The organism is Cognatundibacterium jejuense, assembly GCF_014284255.1.
Classification (GTDB): domain Bacteria; phylum Pseudomonadota; class Gammaproteobacteria; order Burkholderiales; family Burkholderiaceae_D; genus Undibacterium; species Undibacterium jejuense.
This window is the reverse complement of record NZ_JACOFV010000015.1, coordinates 34,011-51,228: the sequence shown is the minus strand read 5'-3', so window position 1 is coordinate 51,228 and position 17,218 is coordinate 34,011. Positions and strand designations below refer to the sequence as shown.

Sequence of the window (17,218 nt, the reverse complement as noted above, 5' to 3'; positions counted from 1 at the left end):
CTAATTTGGAGCAACTTTGCCCCCTCCCGGCATGTCGCATTATCATTTCAAATTTTCAGCGCACACTTAGACCATTGCGCTGTGCTGCCATCTGACGCAAATAAACCAGCAAATCGTCCAATTCATTATCAGAAACGATATCGGCTTTAAAACCCGGCATTACAGACTGACTCCAACGACGTACTGACCCCGGTTCACGAATCAAGTGCCGCAATGCAGCTTCTTGAAAATACTCGCTGGGATTCATAGGTAAATTCAAATCTGGACCTATTTTTGCATCGCCACCATCATTTAAAGAATGGCAAGTCGCACAATTCTTGGTGAATACTTGCAAACCCCGCAAAGCAGTCAGCTGTAACTCTCCCTCCGCATGTGGTAGCAATTGTGGATAACGCACTTCTAACGGCGTCGTCACCGCGATTTTTGCGATCTGATAAGGCCATTGTTCGCCAGAGATGTGTGATTTTTCTGGCGCCAACCACACCAGATAAAATGGCCCGGCACTTGGTTGACCAGGCTTCAATGCGTCCCATGGGTGAGCCGGATCTTCTATCGCCAACCACGCTTGTGCCGCATTTGCATCATTTGTTATTAGCTGATTTGGTATGGTGGCGACGAAGCCATCCAATGCCGTAAATTGTAAATTGCCTTGTGACGGTAAAGATCCAACCAAAGACCATAAAGGCACAGCCATATAGGTCTGCTGACGATGATAAGACGCGTCGTCCGGGATCACGATGCTTTGCACTAACCTAGAATGCAGCAGCTCAGATTGGCTCAGATTTTTTATTTGCGCATCAAGTTGTAATTGTAAAACTGGTCCGCGGATGCTGTCTTTGTTCACATCGGTGTTCAATATTGAGCATGCGGCCAGCACTAAACAACTGAGCGCTGGAAACAGTAAGGAGCGTCGCAAGAATAATGTGTACATGTTTTAACCAGCAGTGAAAAAAGATATGTGCATTATCGCTCTATTTTAAAAATACGGCATCTTGCCTGAACAGTTTGAGAATCAGAATAATTTAGTATTACTGCGTAAAATTTACGTCCCAACATTGCTATAAAAAATCGAATAAGAATCCTTCCTTTTTCTAAATAAGAATCAGTCTTCATCGAACAAAAAATATTTCAATTTATCGATAAAACTTGATGCAAGACGGAGTTAAGCACCATACAATGGCGCCTGAAAAATAGGCCAATACAATCGATTATTTTGCATCACCAGGCGCACTCTTTCAGATTTAGATACTATGAAAAATATTGATCATCACGATGAACACGACAGCCCGCAATATGGGACAACTGAACGCGCCGCAGCGATGTCGCGCAGCACCTGGACCAGCGTTGCTGTTAACGTGTGTTTAAGTACGGCCCAGATTGCTACAGGTATCTTTGGTAAATCACAAGGCTTGGTTGCCGATGGTATCCATTCTTTATCCGATCTGATTGCAGACTTCGTGGTTTTGCTGGCAGGTCATCACAGTAAAAAAGATGCCGATGAAGATCATCCTTACGGTCATCAACGCTTTGAAACCGGAGCCTCACTGGCGTTAGGGTTGATATTGCTGGTGGTTGGTTTAGGCATGTTGTGGTCGGCATTTTTAAAACTACAATCTCCAGAAACCGTGCCTAAAGTGCATACGCTGGCATTGTGGGTGGCAGGGTTTGCATTAGTTTCTAAAGAACTGCTCTTTCGCTATATGCTGGCCGTCGCACATCGGGTTAAATCGAGCCTATTAGTCGCAAATGCATGGCATGCGCGTTCTGATGCAGCATCTTCGCTGGTGGTCGCATTAGGTATTATCGGCAACCTCGCAGGCTATCCGATCTTAGATCCGATTGCGGCTTCCATCGTTGGTTTCATGGTAGCAAAAATGGGCTGGGAATTCGGCTGGGAAGCCTTAAACGATTTGATGGACAGAGCCGCTGACGACGAAGAGGTGCAAGCAATACGTCGCACCTTGCAAGAAACACCCGGTGTTATCGGTGTGCATGACGTCAATACACGAAAAATGGGCGACATGATCGTGGTAGATGCACACATCGAAGTGGATGCAGAAATCACGGTAGAAGAAGGCCACGACATTGCCGTTGAAGCCAGAAAACGTGTCATGCAACATCACCGGGTTCTCAATTTGATGACGCATATTGATCCATGGAAGCGACCAGATCTTGACCATGCAATTGAAACTTCCTGATCTGCGACACAATGAATTTGCCCGGAGACGTTCCGGGCTTTTTTATTTCTTCCGTAAGATCAAATTCCAGTGACACGACAGTTCTTCAAGCATTCATCAATTAGAATTAGAATGTTGCCTCCTTTCACTCCCGAGCGAAATCCATGAAAATTTTCCTGATTCCAGCCTTGCTGGCAAGCGCATTTGCCCCGGCAACAGTTGCCGCAAGTAGCATAGAAAAAATCCAGAACATTGTCGTTATCTATGGCGAAAATCGTAGCTTCGACAATTTGTACGGTATGTTCCCCGGTGCAAACGGAATCGGTAGAGCATTTGCGGAACAACGTTATACGCAGGTCGATATGCAGGGAAAACCACTGACACAATTGCCACCGACATGGGATAAACCTGGCGTGGCAAATAAGGATTTCCCTCAGGGTATGCCTAACATGCCTTTCAGTATTGATGCGGCGCCTGTCAACCAGGGCTTAGATAAAAAAACGGTTGATCTGGTACACCGCTTTTATCAAAACCAAATGCAAATCAATGGTGGGAAAAATGACCGTTTTGCGGCGATCTCTGACGCTGGTGGTTTGAGTATGGGACACTACAACGGCGCGTCTCTGCCGATGTGGAAAATCGCTCAGGAATATACCCTGGCAGATAATTTTTTTATGGGTGCTTTTGGCGGTTCATTTTTGAACCACATATGGCTCGCTTGTGCTTGTACGCCGGTATTCAAGGATGCGCCAGATTCTATGCGTGCAAAAATTGATGCTCAAGGCAACTTGCTATTGAAAGCAGGTTCTCCTACTGACCCACTAACAGGTGCGCCGCAATTCCAGGACGGTAGCGTGACCCCCGATGGTTTTGGTGTGAATACTTTACAGTCGAGTTACCAGCCTAGTGGCATTCCATCAGCGAATGACCCTGCATTAGCCGATAGCAGCAAACACCCGCTACCACCACAAACTCAAACCACCATTGGTGACACCCTGAGTCAAAAAACTATCAGCTGGAAATGGTACGCAGGTGGCTGGAATCAGGCGTTAGCAGATCGCTCGCAAATCTACGGCGGCAAAATTAATTTCCAACCGCATCATCAGCCGTTTAACTATTTTTCGCGCTTTGCACCAGGCACTAAAGACCGCGCTGAACATCTCAAAGATGGTGCGGAATTATTTGACGATATCGAGCACGGCCGTCTGCCGCAAGTGACCTTCTACAAACCGCAAGGCGAATTGAATGAACACCCCGGTTACACTGATGTGATGTCGGGTGACGAACACATTGCCAATCTGGTTAAAAAACTGCAAGCCAGCCCACAATGGAAAAACATGCTGATCATCGTTACTTACGATGAAAACGGTGGCTTCTGGGATCACGTCGCACCGCCAAAGGCCGATCGCTGGGGACCAGGCAACCGCATTCCGGCTATCATTATTTCGCCGTATGCAAAACGTGGTTACATCGATAGCACGCCTTACGATACAACGTCGATTCTTAAGTTGATCACTAAGCGCTTTAAACTGGCACCATTACCAGGCGTACGTGAAACAGCAGGTGATTTGACTGGCGCGTTACAAAACTAAGCTTTAATAGCTGGCACTACCCAGCTCTGATTTTTAGATATCTAAAGAGGGGACGGCACTCACTACGCCCCTCTTTTTTCTTGTTTAACTTGCGCCAGTTTGTACCAATTTCGCTAGGGTAGGATCACGCGGTGCCAACACCTCAAACAAACCAAGCGCGCTCAATGCGGGGATTAAGTCCAGCAAATCGTTGGTAGCCTGTGCATGTGCGCTTAGCTGGTTTGGATCTTGCAGAATACGCCAGTTCATCAAAAACGCACCGACACTACCTTTGCGCACCAACACTTCATTGATCACTATCGTATTATCCTGATCCGCTAAAATATCGTTCGGTTTCATTTTAGCTCCAGATTTATTTCTTAAGAATCGTTGACAGCATTGAATAAATTACCGGACTGGCAAATAAGATGCCATCGCTGCTCCAATCCAACTTCTCTCCTTTGATGTCTGAGCAAATCGCTCCGGCCTCTTGCGCAATCAAGATACCTGGCAACCAATCATATAAACTGCGTCCAGTTTCCCAATAGCCATCCAATTTGCCTTCAGCCAATTGCGCCAGACTCAGTGAGCTTGGCCCCATCCATCTTTGCGCAAAAACCTGTGGAATCACTTTCGATAGTAAGTGAAGAAATTCATCAATTTCAGATTGTGGGCGCTGTGGATAATTTGGAAAACTAGTACCCAATACAGCGAGACTTAACTGATCACGGTGTCTCACTTGCAGACGTCGCCCATTGCAAAATGCACCCTGACCAGCGAGTGCGTGATACATCGCATGAGCGACTGGATCATAAACGAAGGCCATAACAGGTTTTGCATCGATGACCAGACACAGACTCAATGTCCATAGCGGCAAGCCGGACAAAAATTGCACAGCACCATCAATAGGATCGCAAATCCAGTAGGCGGGATGCTCAGGCTTGATTTGCTGTTCTGGATCAAACTCTGCATGTGAGAAAGGTATTTCTGGCCAATGACCACTCAAAGCCATTTCAAGTTGTTGTAAAACAGTACCTGAACATCGTTCAAAAGTGTCTTGCATGGCTGTCAGATCACGGGGCGCAGATGCTGGTTGCTGCTGCAAGAGCCATGCACCATGGCGAATAAGTAGGGCAGTGATGGTATTAGGATCAATTTGTTCAATCAGCGTTTTCATTTTGTTCTCCGGGTTGAAGGAGTGCTTATTGTGCTAATACCCAGACTTGCCTGCTAACGCTATAATGTCATTCAATATCTCGAACAGGCCAATTTATCTCCTAAGCAATTAATATGGACTTACTTGATGTTCGCCACTTAGCTCACAGCGCACTCGAAGACTCGTCACCACATGCACATTCGCAGGGACAGTTGTTTCTGGTGCATTCCGGACTGGTCAGCGTCGTGACCAAAAACCAGCATTGGGTTATGCCCTCCGGATGCGTCGGTTGGGTGCCGCCACAGATGCTACACGGTGCTACAGTGCACGGTGATATGAGGGGTACAAGCATGTATTTCTCCGAAGCCTTTAGCCGAAAAAAAATGCCCACCGAGTTGAAAGTCGTTCGTACTTCACCACTACTTGCCTCACTACTTGCAGAAATCAGTGAACATCAGTGCCATCAACAAAACCCTGCCTACATTGCAGTTCTTGCAGATGTGCTACATCGACTTCCTGCGCAAACACTGTTCGTTCCAATGCCTGTTGATCCACGCTTACTAAGGATGGCACAGGCCTTACTAAAGCAGCCTGACGATGAAACTAATCTTGATGGTTGGGCCGAGAAAATTGGTATGTCACGGCGTACCCTGACGCGTCGATTTCAACAAGAAACGGGTTGGAGCATAGGACACTGGCGGCAACAAATGCGCTTGCTGCTGGCCTTAGAAAAACTCAGTGCTGGATTACCAGTCACCACAATTGCTCTGGACATGGGCTATCAAAGCGTTAGTGCTTTTATCAAAGTGTTCCGTCAATATTTAGCTTGCACTCCGAAAGCCTGGCTGGAACAATCTGGCATGGCAGCACAATCTTATCTCACCAAATAAATCAAACTTCGATGACAAATCAGGAAGTACAAAAAACATCCAATAGTGTCTGGACTATCTTTAAGATCTTCTTACGCCTGGGATGTACCTCATTTGGTGGCCCGATTGCTCACCTCGGTTTTTTTCGCACAGAGTTCGTTGAAAAACGTCAATGGCTCGATGCCAAAAGATATGCTGATCTGCTAGCGCTGTGCCAATTTTTACCGGGGCCAGCAAGCAGTCAGATGGGGATTGCATTGGGTTTATCACGTGGCGGTATTCCGGGTGCGCTGGCGGCATTTCTTGGTTTTACTTTGCCGTCTGCGATTGTTTTGACTTTGTTTGCGCTGACCTACGCGCAAGTTGGTAGTCATTGGGGTGAAGGCTGGTTGCACGGTTTTAAATTAGTGTCTGTGGCGGTTGTTGCACAAGCACTGTGGGCGATGGGGAAAAATTTCTCATCGGGTTGGCAACGCGCACTCATCACTTTGCTATCTGCTGCGGGCGTAATACTGCTGCCTCCAGCGATCGGGCAAATTCTTGTGATTGCTTTCGCTGGTGTGATCGGTATGTGCTTTTTACGAGCTGCACCTGACAATAGTCAGCAGGAAGAAAATGCCACTATTTCCAAGCGTACCGCGACCATTGCTCTGATTTTATTTTTTACTTTACTCATCGCTTTGCCTTTATTGGCCAAGGCTGCTCAGTCCTACCCAGTCACACTATTCGACAATTTCTATCGCACCGGTGCACTGGTGTTTGGTGGTGGTCATGTGGTGCTGCCATTATTGGAGTCACAAGTTGTACAAAGTGGTTGGGTATCAGAAGCGACGTTTCTGACGGGCTATGGTGCTACGCAGGCAATGCCGGGGCCTCTATTTACGTTCGCTGCATTTTTGGGCGCAAGTTCCAACCAAGTTCCTTCCGGTTGTTTGGGAGCCTCGATTGCCTTGGCAGCGATATTTTTACCTGCATTTTTACTGGTCATTGGTGCCCTGCCTTTTTGGGAAAGGTTGCGTCATCAACAGTATTTAAAAAATGCTTTACTAGGCATCAATGCTGCCGTTGTTGGTATGCTGCTCGCTGCTTTTTATCATCCGGTATGGACGAGTGCGATACACAATGTCAGCGACTTTCTAGTCGCGGCGGGAGCACTTGCATTGCTGACGTTGGCAAGGCTGCCGGCGTGGTTGGCGGTATTAATCACGGTGATTTTTTCAGGGATTTTTTTGTCCTGAGAATTGATCTTCTAAGATTGAGGCGAAACTCTTCAGTTAAACCCATGAGGTTTGCTTGACGGGTTGTACCAGCCACCACATTCAGGCGATGCGATAATCAACATTTTTACCATTGAACCTAACTCCCCATCGACTCAAGATAATGCGAAACATCATCCATATTTTCTTTGGTCAGCGCATGTGATACACCCTTCATCATCGCGCCATTGGGGCGTTGTTCCGTGTTTTGAAACACGTTTAGTTGTTTGAGCAGATACGTAGAATGTTGACCAGCTAAACGAGGAAAAATTTGATTTCCTTCCGCCTTGGCACCGTGACATGCAACGCAGGCAGGTACCTCTTTTTCCGGGATACCATGTTCGTAAATTTCCTGCCCACGAGCTAGCTTCTCAGGCAAGAAAACGTTCTTTGATGTCTGCGCTGTTTGCTCTGAAAAATAGGTTGCCAGTCCTTGTATTTGCGCATCGCTCAGGTTTGCCGTAATGCCCCACATATAGTCATAGCCATCTTTGTCGGAGCGTGTGTGAGCGCGAAAACCTTGCAACTGCGATATCAGATATGCCTCTGGTTGTCCTGCCAAATTAGGAAAATTTGGCGAATTCGAATTGCCGGTCATTCCATGGCAATTCGAACACAGCTGCATCACTATCGTTTTAGTCGGGACATGCTGAGTAACCAGAGAGCGCGAGCGCTCTGGGGTGCCGCAGGCATTTAAAAACAAAGCGGTCAGCATCAGTGCATAGATTGACTTGTGTTTCACGTTTTTCTCCCATGGTGTTAATCGTCAATCGACGTCACGCTTAATAAGCAGCCCACACATAAACAAACAGGGTATTATTATCTTTCGCATTCCGTCCGGCGCCATCGTAATTGCTGCTGGCACCATTGAAACGATTGAACTTGTAGTACTGCAAACCGACTCGCGCATACTGAACCGGCATCCAGAACAATTCGGGAATCAAAATTCTGGTATCGGGATTGTTGGTGATACTCCCGCTTCCTGGAATCGGAATCATATTTCCCGTTCCGGTTCCATCGTCCTGCAAGCCTGCGTAAAGTGTGGCGTCCGAACTTCCAGTGGATTGGCGATAAGTGAAGCTACCACCATATTTAGCGCGATAAATATAGCTGCCTTTGATTTGCAACTGGTTCAAGGTATTACTGCTATTACTCGCCACACCTGTCACGTCACCGCCATTGCTCGATTCACGGATATAGCTCAGTTGTGCCGTAAAAGTGTGATCATCGAGTAGATACTGATATTGGGCGTCGATACCACGATCGCGAAAGTGGGTAGTCGGTCCGGTTGGATTGGTGGGATCTGGATACACATCAGCATTCATGCCAAACATGCCCACCATCATATTATGTGGCCCCCATTCATGACTTGCAGCCAAACGCCAATAGGGATTGCTGCCGCTAAGCCGGTTACCGATATCATTGCCTGACTTCAGGATGGTGAATGCTCCTTTGGCGGTCTGGTACAAAGATAACTCTGCATAGAGTGTTTTATTCCAGAACACGTAGGCACCAAGACCGGCGACTTGTTGCCCTAACTGTGACATCATCGGTGCAGCGCTGGCACCTGTGTAACCGAATTTGGTTGGCACGTATTGTATCCATGCTGGTGCCGTATTCCAGACATCGGCAACGGATGGATTATTGTTCAGGCTGAGCCCAACAATCAGGTCACTCCCGCTGCTGATAAAGCGATCAGAATAACGCACGTCAATATTGTCGGAATGCGAATGCCCGCTCCATTGATTGGTGTTTGGATCCTGATTGGCATAGTTGTCGTAGGTTGCCTGAGCGAACATGCCGATATTGTCAGTGATTTTTCCAGCCAGAAAAACGCTGCCAGTCTGAAATAATGCGGCTGCATTTTTTGGAAAGTCAGATGAAGGATCAGCATTGATGGTTTTGGTATAGCTTGCCACGCCCATCACCGAAAGTGGCACTGCAGGACGTTCGCCCAAGGTATATCCAGTCAGTTTAAACAAGCGACCATAAGGTGTAAGCTCAGGATATTGCCCACCCGCATGGCAGGCAACACAGGACTGTCCAGTCTGCCGGGCAAAAGTAGGTAAAGCGTGGGCTGAGCCAGATATCATCAGCATGATCAAAGCAACCAATCCAAAGATATACACGTCTAGAGAGTGATCAGCACGAAAGGTAGTCAGAACTTTACTCATTGATGACCTCGTCTTAAATCTTGGGTAACATTGAAACGACCAGATGGTTAATTTCTATGCAATGAGCCAGGAAAGCGTATTCAAAAAATAATAAATACACATAACTAATCCTATGCACTAATTTCAGCATAGGCTTGAAACAGCAAAATCAATTGATGCAAATCAAAGTAGCCCTAATCAACACCAAGTTGCCTAGGGGTCAGTTGTTTTTCAGTGAGAATGCTCGCAATGTTGGAAAAACGCTGGTTGCTTCGCTCTCTAAAAAAAATAGGCAAAGTAGTGATCACGATGTACAAATTTGGACGTTTTTGACCAAAATCGCATATAAAATGAGCGTTTTGGCACAACACGACTTTCTTTTAAGGCCTACACTAGCAACTCACTTTTGAAAGGAATACCTCGATGAAAACGCGCGTTTTATTCTCTGTATTATTGAGCTTAGCGGGTACCGCATTGGCTGATGATTTCAAACTCAGCAGCAAAGACATCGCAGAAGGTCAGACTTTAAGTGCGGAACAAGTGTTTAAAGGTTTTGGCTGTGAAGGCGGCAATGTTTCTCCTTCCTTAGCATGGCAAGGTGCGCCAGCGGAAACCAAGAGTTTTGCGATTACCGCTTATGATCCTGATGCACCGACCGGTAGTGGTTGGTGGCACTGGACGCTGGTTAACATTCCGGCAACCGTGACGGAATTGCCTAAAGGTGCAGGCAGCAAAGGCGGCAAATTACCAAAAGGTACCGTACAAGGTCTGACAGATTTTGGCACTAATGGTTTCGGCGGTGCATGCCCACCAGTTGGAGATAAACCACATCACTATCAATTTACTGTCTGGGCATTAAAGACGGATCGTTTGCCGATTGATAAACATGCAAGTGGCGCTATGGTCGGTTATATGTTGAACGCCAATGTCATCGCCAAAGCATCAATCACTGCAACTTACGGACGTTAACTTGATATGGGCATGACATCTCACGCGGTAAGCTGCCATGCCTGCGATTGATTTAACGGTCGTCAAAGCCAACAAAAGACATAGCTTGCGGCAGGTTTCCAGCATCCTGCCAGCGCTATGCCTGGTAAAGCATGGGACCAAACAAGTTATATGGGATGAACAATTCCTGGATATCGAATCGCAACAGCTGTTACTCTTTCCTGCCGGGATGAAATTCACCGTCAGCAATATTCCTGACAAAGATCTCTATCTGGCAGAAATGGTCAGCGTTCCACCGCAACTGATATCGCGCTTCCGCCAACGTTATGGCGATCAATTATTGATCACTAAGCGTCAACCACTCGAAAACAATTTACGTTGCAAAGTCGATACACACACTACAGAAGCATGGCGTCAACTAATGGCGAGTATTGCAGCGCAAGCACCAGACAGTTTGCAGGAACATTATCTTGAGGGTGTGCTTCTGGCGCTGAGCCTCAATAACGATCTCTCACCGATCATCAGCATTCGCGCCGATACACTCTGCGAACGCATACAGCACCTAATTGCGCTACGCCCTGCTTACGAATGGAGTACCACCAAAATAGCCCAACAGCTACATATAGGCGAGTCGACTTTACGCCGACGACTACAAGCAGAAGGTAAAAAATTCGGACAAATCTTGCTTGAAGTCCGGTTTGGCCAGGCATTAAATTTGTTGCAAACGACATCGAAAGCGATTGGAGAAATCGCCATCGAAACCGGCTACGCTTCAGCATCACGATTTTCACATCGTTTTCGTTCACATTACGGCATCACGCCAAGTGAACTGCGCAAGAGCATGTAGCTGATGTGAAGCAAGCTGATCAGTCACGATTGTTATAACGCGAAATCTAACGAGGGACTGAACTCTTAGCCCAATTCCCTCGCTACGATCCTCGTTCTAAATCACCAACTAAATCACCAACCATTGCCCCTTAAACAAAATAGGACCTGATGGCTTCTCCGGATTAGCTGATCCACCTTTGGGTTCCAGAGAAATAGCCAACACAGCCTGCTCCTGTTTGAGCATGTGTTCCGGCATCCGCACCGTCACCTGACCAGCACTGGCGATCAAACCCAGTGAATGTACTTTGCCCTCTTTAGAAATCGACCATAATTCCAGACTTTGATCAGCACGAATCGACTGGGCGCTCACCATCTTGACGACCAATTCACCGCGTTTTTTGTCGCCAGTAATCAAAGCGATGGCTTGCGCCTTCTCATCCGTCAAAGTCGCCACATATTGATTACCGACCGCGCCATTTTGTTGACGTTCTAACGTGCTAAACAAGACCGACACTAAAATCATTGCAGCCGCAGTTGATACCATACCAAGACCACGCCAGAACGCCAAATCTTGGCGCAGTTCGCGCCAGAAGCGCCAACGATCATGGACAGGCACAGCGATCCCAACGCGCTGGCGAATGCGCTCCCATACCTGAGGTGGGGGCGCAATCGCAGGGGTCAATTCTGCCATCGGCAATAAATGTGCCTCCCATTGCCGAACGACGTGGCGTAGTGTGGCCTCTTGTTTCAACCAGTATTCGAAGCGGCGCCGCGCACCTCCACGCAAGCTACCCAACACATATTCCGCCGCAAGCTTTTGTTGCAGCCGGGAGTTCGCCATTAAGTTTTGTAGATTCATGATGCCTCCCTGGAATTCAGACACAATCGCAGTTTACCCAGACCGCGCCGGATCCAGGTTTTCACTGTACCTATCGGCAAGCTCAACTGCTGCGCCACTTCCGAGTGCGACAGGTCATGAAAAAACGCCAGTGCCATTGCTTGTCGATGGGTATTTTCCAGACGCGACATACACGACGACAAGGCACGTGCGTCCTGACTCAATTCCAAATGTCGGGTCGGCGTAGGCTCTTTGCTTTCTAATGTGTGTAGCAAACCCATATCAAAATCCTCTCCATCGATTTCTACGTCATGGTCAATGCGACGTAATTGATCAATTGCGCGATGGCGGACGATAGTCACCATCCATGTCATCGGCGCTGCAAGGCTGGACTGATAATTGGCGGCATTATTCCAGATATTGACATAGCTTTCTTGCAATACCTCTTCTGCCAGCTCGCGCTTATTCAATATACGCAGCGCAAAGCCAAACAGTTTCGCCGATGTCGCATCATATAAAGCCTGAAATGCACGCCCATCTTGTTTCGCAATAGCAGCCAACCAGTGATGTAACTGGCTGGCATCGGAAGTTGCCTGAGTCAATCGCTTCTCCAAAAAATATTTATGTTGGCAGAAATTGTAACGAGATTTTTACCCATTCATTCACGCCATGCGCACGAAACCACACAAACAAAAATATTTTCAGCTTTTTAAAAAAACTTGAATCCAATTGGTTTTTCGCTGCGTATCAGTTATCAGGTCATCGCAGATTGAGTAGCTTCAAACGCTTAAGCGATGTTTTCAGACGAAAATCCAAGGAAAAATGATGCAACTGATACTAGGCTTACGTTACACCAGCCTGCTGGCTGGATTAGCACTCATCGCACAAACAGCGCATGCGCAAGAATTCAGCAAACCAGATATGGGTAAATTAACCGCCACTGGCGGTGTCAGCAGCGTAGAAGGTGCCGGTGGTGGTGGCATTACGCCGTGGGCACTGATCACTGGCTATGGTTCACGCGATAGCTACGGTGGTAATGCGCATGCTACTCGTATTTCAACACAGGACTATGGTCTGACATCCTATGGCGTTGCCGTTGGTGTCGCCGACCGCGTTGAATTTTCTTTAGCGAATCAGGAATTCACTGGCAGCCTGGCACCATTAAACGCCCTCAAGATTCGCCAGGACATCGTTGGTATCAAAGTCAAAGTCGCTGGTGACGCGGTCTATGATCAGGGTAGCTGGATGCCGCAAGTGGCGATAGGTGCGATGTATAAACGGAATAACGGCATTGCAGGTTTAGAAGCACTTGGGGTGACTAACGTCAAACAATTGGGCGCATCTGATGACCACGGCATTGATTACTACGCATCTGCAACCAAAATCCTGTTAGATCAAAGCTTGCTGCTCAATGGCACAGTTCGCTTAACCAAAGCCAATCAAATGGGCATACTCGGTTTTGGTGGCGATAAAAAAGATAGCTACCAGGCCATGTTTGAAGGATCTGCTGCGTATCTGATTAACCGCAAACTGGTTGCCGGCATCGAATACCGCATGAAGCCTAATAATCTCAATGTCGACAACGAGAAGGCATACTACGACGCATTCGTTGCGTGGTTTCCAACTAAAAATGTGTCTGTGACTGCGGCGTACGCACGTCTGGGTGACATCACGATTTTCAATCCTAAAGATCAGCATGGCTGGTATTTGTCCTTGCAAACAGGTTTCTGATCAAGGACTTTTATTCTTATTTTTAGCGACTATTTTCTCAGAAAGAAATTCAAATGAAAAACTTCTCATCCTTCACTAGCGCGATCTCTGTTGCATGCAGCGTCGCAGCTTTAAGTCTGTCCGTACACATCAATGCACTGGCTGATTCTGGTGCCGACGCGGTTTATCAAGGTTTAGGCCAAAAAGCCGGTATTGCCAGCTTTATGCAAGATTTTGTTAGCATCATCACGACCGATGATCGCATTAGCGCAGCATTTGCGAATGCCGATAAAGAACGTTTGGGATTTTTATTGACAGAACAGTTCTGTGAACTCAGTGGCGGCCCATGCAAATATAGCGGCAAAGATATGAATAGCGCGCATGAAGGTATGAACATTAGCAACACTCAATTTAATGCTCTCGCAGAAGACTTGCAAATAGCGATGGATAAGCATGATATTCCCTCATCCATACAAAATAAATTGATCGCTAAACTGGCACCAATGCAACGCGTGGTTGTCACGAAGTAAGCAGATGACGATGCTTACCAGAGTATTGAAACAAATCGGTAGCGGCAGAATTTTTGCCGCTTTTTTCCTATCTTTGGGTGTGGCGCTGACACAGTCAGTAGGTGCCACTGAAGTAGTCACTACAGCCTTGGATAAAAAAGGCAACCCCATGTCAGACGTGATTGTCTACGCCACTCCTTCACACGGTACTGTGCCTCCAGTAACCGTTCCCGCCCTAGCGCCATTTAACCGATCAATAACTTCTTTTTCCAATGCGATCAAGTAACCGCCGGGATTTCCATCTTTAAAACATTGTTCCTTCATGATGCAGTTGATAAAAATAATTATCTTTAAATTTCAGATGCAAGCAATGTAAAGGATGCTTGACATTACATTTTTACTGCCCTAAGATGTAAAGCATACTTTACATCGAATCGCGACGAAAAGTTTGATGTTAGTATTTGCAGCACTGAAAAGAGCTGCAATTTTTTTGATCATACATGTCAAGTTTGTTTGACATTACTTTCTTTTGGTACCGTCTATACAAACTCGCTTAGACACAGCTAATTTAGCTCATTTGAACCACTCTTTTGAATATTGGAGGCAACGATGTACGAATCAACAGTCAACAAAATCTATTTCCGGGAATTATTTGGATCTATTGCTATCTATCTTGTCGTGCTATTCACCAGTGTGTGGATTGCAAGAGACATGCAAGCAGGCATATTACGTTTGCTGATCGCACTCTGTCCTATGATTCCGGTACTCTTCTCCTTATGGGCAATAGTGCGCCATTTCAGGCGAATTGATGAATATTTGCGTCAATGGAGCTTAGAAAATCTTGCCATGGCTGGTGGCTTAACTGCGATCTTCAGTCTGACCTATGGTTTCATGGAAGGCATAGGTTTTCCAAGGCTGAGCATGTTTGTCATCTGGGGCATTTTTATGGGTGGCTGGGGCATCATTGCTTGTTTGCGTAAAAAGCTCGATGCCTGACATGAAAAATATTATCCGCGAACTCCGCACAAATCAGGACTGGAGTCAGGCCAACCTGGCCGATCAGCTTCAGGTTTCAAGACAAACCATCAATGCAATTGAAACCGGTAAATACGACCCCAGTCTGCCACTTGCCTTTGCCATTGCGAAATTATTTAAGCTACCTTTGGAGAAAATTTTTGAGGTAGACTAAATTGCCCGCTCTGAATACGAATCGGATGTAAGCAATTCAAAATTCAGATCGGGTTTACTCCGAAGAATATCGAAAAATTGGCGTCTTCGTGAAGTGACATTCGAAATTTATCTTTCAGTATCAAACGATATTCAGTTTCACTTTTAATTTGATATCCATTGCGTATTCCCTTGCAGGTATCGATGAAATAACCATCCCTGATGCTCTGCCGACCATACGACGTCGCTACCGAGCAAAGCGCGTGCTGGGTAAAATGCGACTCCGGAGATGTTTGATGAAAGTTGCATTGCTGTTCAAAAGCATCAAGCTCGTGAACGTCTGCTGAGAAGCGATAAAGCGGCACAGGATGCGAAAGAATTTTTTCTCTATGCAAAATATATTCACCTCCCTCACCTTTTAGAAAATAGCTGACATCGTTTTGCGTTTGAGCTGCACCACTCAATGGCAACGGCTGTTTGAACGAATCTCCAAACCCGACGTCAACAATCACATCAACATTTTCAATATTAACGAGCAAGAGCATGTGATCAAAAGCCGAACCATAATGACTGCCATTGAATACGCGTGCGGACAAAAATCTGACCTTGAACCCCAGCCTTAACAATAGTGCGCGAAATAAAGTATTAAGCTCGTAGCAAAATCCACCACGATGCTTTAAGACAATTTTATCGAACAAAGCATCAAGGTTCAGGTTTATTTGTTGACCGAGAATAATATCAAGATTTTCAAATGGGACACTCAACATATGTGCTGTATGCAGTGCATTCAACACAGAAAGATCACACTTCCGACTATCGCGGTAGCCTATCCTTTCCAGATACAATGCGACCTGCTGATCATCCAACATGTAAGCTCCCGATAAACGTATCAAACGTCGTTTTATTCGCACCAATATCAATCTGATCATTGCAAGGACAATACAACATACCTAAGTACCTGGCGCCGAGATGCTGATAAGTCAATTCAAATATCTGTTCAAAACAGGAAGGCAAAATCACATCACAACCGGTGGCAAGCAAACCGCCTTGTTTATTTCTGAGAGCACGTCCGAGTTCTTTTTCTATCGTGACTAAATCAGACAGCCTATCAAGAAATATTTTCATGATGCCACTTGGCGCATACCAATATACTGGTGATGCGAGCAAGATCCTATCAAAGCCGAGTACCTGCTTTATTAAGGGTAAAAAATCATCGTGTCTATTTTTATGTTCGTAGTCATATTGCGCAATATCATGGTCCGCTAAATTAAACAGCGTTGCAGCGATACGATCCGCAACGTACATTGCCAACTGATGAGTATTTCCTTGCGGTCGCGAAGTACCAAGAATAATTGCCGTACCCATGCCTGTTCTCCCGTTAAGTCTTGAGTTTTCAAAGAAGTCAGTGTAAAACCTCAAGTTAACTTCAGGTCAAGGATTATTATGTCGACGTTAAAAGCCAACGATAAAGGGCGTTTGCTTTCTGTTGGTGAGCTGGCTTCGCGCAGTGGTGTAGCGATTTCAACCATCCATTTTTATGAGGCCAAAGGCTTAATCCAGAGCACGCGTAATGCTGGCAATCAACGCCGATATACACGGGATACTTTACGTCGTGTGGCAGTCATTAAGGTGGCACAACGGATCGGCATTTCACTGGCATCAATCAAAGAAAATTTAACCGATTTGCCACAAGCCAGAACGCCGAATGCAAATGATTGGAAGCGCTTATCAGCGCGCTGGCAGGTTGAGCTTGACGAAAAAATTGCCGGATTACTGGAATTGAGGGGGCAATTGAGCAACTGCATAGGTTGCGGTTGCTTGTCGCTACAAGCATGTGCACTTCGTAACCCTGAAGATGAACTATCGGTACAAGGTAGCGGCCCGCGATTACTGGGATCAGATAAAAAGAAGCCCGGCGTAAAATCAAAAGCAATTTAAACCTGTTTGTTTAACGCCCATCTACTTTAATCCACTCTTGTCGCTAGCAAAATAGGACGATTGACTGTCGCCGTCATGGTCTGAGCTTGTTGGCTTCT

At 46.3% G+C, this 17,218-nt stretch carries 21 protein-coding genes; 12 read left to right on the top strand and 9 right to left on the bottom strand.

The genetic code is table 11. The annotated features are described in order from the left end of the window. Positions 1-55: 55 nt before the first annotated feature. The gene (locus H8K32_RS15515) at positions 56-931 is read right to left on the bottom strand and encodes a c-type cytochrome (protein ID WP_186913460.1); all 876 of its coding nucleotides are present in this window, start codon (positions 929-931) and stop codon (positions 56-58) included. Between the two features lie 319 nt (positions 932-1,250). Here H8K32_RS15515 and H8K32_RS15510 point away from each other — a divergent pair, with 319 nt between their 5' ends. Both H8K32_RS15510 and acpA read left to right on the top strand, forming a co-directional pair. Further along, positions 1,251-2,198: a cation diffusion facilitator family transporter gene (locus H8K32_RS15510; protein WP_186913459.1), complete on the top strand. Its 948-nt coding sequence runs from the start codon at positions 1,251-1,253 to the stop codon at positions 2,196-2,198. A 143-nt stretch (positions 2,199-2,341) separates the two neighbouring features. Continuing rightward, positions 2,342-3,769 (top strand): acid phosphatase, encoded by a 1,428-nt coding sequence (gene acpA / locus H8K32_RS15505; protein ID WP_186913458.1) that lies wholly within the window; start codon positions 2,342-2,344, stop codon positions 3,767-3,769. 84 nt (positions 3,770-3,853) lie between these two features. On the opposite strand, the gene H8K32_RS15500 is transcribed toward acpA, so the two are convergent. Continuing rightward, complete coding sequence (locus H8K32_RS15500) at positions 3,854-4,108, bottom strand: hypothetical protein (RefSeq protein WP_186913457.1); 255 nt, start codon at positions 4,106-4,108, stop codon at positions 3,854-3,856. A 13-nt stretch (positions 4,109-4,121) separates the two neighbouring features. Continuing rightward, positions 4,122-4,925 carry an inositol monophosphatase family protein gene (locus H8K32_RS15495; protein ID WP_186913456.1) on the bottom strand — a complete coding sequence of 268 codons (804 nt, stop codon included), beginning with the start codon at positions 4,923-4,925 and terminating at the stop codon, positions 4,122-4,124. A gap of 113 nt (positions 4,926-5,038) precedes the next feature. Here H8K32_RS15495 and H8K32_RS15490 point away from each other — a divergent pair, with 113 nt between their 5' ends. Beyond that, on the top strand, positions 5,039-5,794 hold the full coding sequence (locus H8K32_RS15490) for an AraC family transcriptional regulator (protein ID WP_186913455.1): 756 nt from the start codon (positions 5,039-5,041) through the stop codon (positions 5,792-5,794). A gap of 11 nt (positions 5,795-5,805) precedes the next feature. Continuing rightward, positions 5,806-7,011 (top strand): chromate efflux transporter, encoded by a 1,206-nt coding sequence (chrA, locus tag H8K32_RS15485; RefSeq protein ID WP_186913454.1) that lies wholly within the window; start codon positions 5,806-5,808, stop codon positions 7,009-7,011. Between the two features lie 118 nt (positions 7,012-7,129). Here chrA and H8K32_RS15480 read toward each other — a convergent pair whose 3' ends face one another. Beyond that, complete coding sequence (locus H8K32_RS15480; RefSeq protein WP_186913453.1) at positions 7,130-7,771, bottom strand: c-type cytochrome; 642 nt, start codon at positions 7,769-7,771, stop codon at positions 7,130-7,132. A gap of 40 nt (positions 7,772-7,811) precedes the next feature. After that, on the bottom strand, positions 7,812-9,203 hold the full coding sequence (locus H8K32_RS15475) for a cytochrome C (protein WP_246447405.1): 1,392 nt from the start codon (positions 9,201-9,203) through the stop codon (positions 7,812-7,814). A gap of 402 nt (positions 9,204-9,605) precedes the next feature. Here H8K32_RS15475 and H8K32_RS15470 point away from each other — a divergent pair, with 402 nt between their 5' ends. Both H8K32_RS15470 and H8K32_RS15465 read left to right on the top strand, forming a co-directional pair. Then, entirely contained in the window at positions 9,606-10,151 is a 546-nt protein-coding gene (locus tag H8K32_RS15470; RefSeq protein ID WP_186913452.1) for a kinase inhibitor, read from the top strand. 37 nt (positions 10,152-10,188) lie between these two features. Continuing rightward, positions 10,189-10,977 (top strand): helix-turn-helix transcriptional regulator, encoded by a 789-nt coding sequence (locus tag H8K32_RS15465; protein ID WP_186913451.1) that lies wholly within the window; start codon positions 10,189-10,191, stop codon positions 10,975-10,977. Positions 10,978-11,085: 108 nt separating this feature from the next. Here H8K32_RS15465 and H8K32_RS15460 read toward each other — a convergent pair whose 3' ends face one another. Together H8K32_RS15460 and H8K32_RS15455 are read right to left on the bottom strand one after the other, a co-directional pair. Further along, on the bottom strand, positions 11,086-11,817 hold the full coding sequence (locus tag H8K32_RS15460; RefSeq protein ID WP_186913450.1) for an anti-sigma factor: 732 nt from the start codon (positions 11,815-11,817) through the stop codon (positions 11,086-11,088). Further along, positions 11,814-12,398, bottom strand: coding sequence for a sigma-70 family RNA polymerase sigma factor (locus tag H8K32_RS15455; protein ID WP_186913449.1), 585 nt, complete (start codon positions 12,396-12,398; stop codon positions 11,814-11,816). The genes H8K32_RS15460 and H8K32_RS15455 overlap by 4 nt, the downstream gene beginning before the upstream one ends. A gap of 319 nt (positions 12,399-12,717) precedes the next feature. Between H8K32_RS15455 and H8K32_RS15450 the strand changes: the two genes are divergently transcribed. The 5 genes from H8K32_RS15450 (at position 12,718) to H8K32_RS15430 (ending at position 15,204) form a co-directional block, all read left to right on the top strand. Beyond that, the gene (locus H8K32_RS15450) at positions 12,718-13,527 is read left to right on the top strand and encodes a DUF3034 family protein (protein WP_390313036.1); all 810 of its coding nucleotides are present in this window, start codon (positions 12,718-12,720) and stop codon (positions 13,525-13,527) included. Positions 13,528-13,580: 53 nt separating this feature from the next. After that, a complete protein-coding gene (locus H8K32_RS15445; RefSeq protein WP_186913447.1) occupies positions 13,581-14,036 on the top strand; it encodes a group I truncated hemoglobin in 456 nt (151 codons plus the stop codon). A 4-nt stretch (positions 14,037-14,040) separates the two neighbouring features. Further along, positions 14,041-14,301, top strand: a complete 261-nt coding sequence (locus tag H8K32_RS15440) for a hypothetical protein (RefSeq protein ID WP_186913446.1) — start codon at positions 14,041-14,043, stop codon at positions 14,299-14,301. Between the two features lie 323 nt (positions 14,302-14,624). Continuing rightward, on the top strand, positions 14,625-15,011 hold the full coding sequence (locus H8K32_RS15435) for a hypothetical protein (protein WP_186913445.1): 387 nt from the start codon (positions 14,625-14,627) through the stop codon (positions 15,009-15,011). A 1-nt stretch (position 15,012) separates the two neighbouring features. Further along, complete coding sequence (locus tag H8K32_RS15430) at positions 15,013-15,204, top strand: helix-turn-helix transcriptional regulator (protein WP_186913444.1); 192 nt, start codon at positions 15,013-15,015, stop codon at positions 15,202-15,204. Between the two features lie 43 nt (positions 15,205-15,247). Here H8K32_RS15430 and H8K32_RS15425 read toward each other — a convergent pair whose 3' ends face one another. Both H8K32_RS15425 and H8K32_RS15420 read right to left on the bottom strand, forming a co-directional pair. Then, on the bottom strand, positions 15,248-16,051 hold the full coding sequence (locus tag H8K32_RS15425) for an arylamine N-acetyltransferase family protein (RefSeq protein WP_186913443.1): 804 nt from the start codon (positions 16,049-16,051) through the stop codon (positions 15,248-15,250). Next, on the bottom strand, positions 16,041-16,547 hold the full coding sequence (locus H8K32_RS15420; RefSeq protein ID WP_186913442.1) for a flavodoxin family protein: 507 nt from the start codon (positions 16,545-16,547) through the stop codon (positions 16,041-16,043). Before H8K32_RS15420 ends, H8K32_RS15425 begins: the two co-directional genes overlap by 11 nt. 78 nt (positions 16,548-16,625) lie before the next feature. On the opposite strand from H8K32_RS15420, the gene soxR reads away from it, so the two are divergent. Further along, positions 16,626-17,120: a redox-sensitive transcriptional activator SoxR gene (gene soxR, locus H8K32_RS15415; protein WP_186913441.1), complete on the top strand. Its 495-nt coding sequence runs from the start codon at positions 16,626-16,628 to the stop codon at positions 17,118-17,120. The last annotated feature ends 98 nt before the right edge of the window (positions 17,121-17,218 follow it).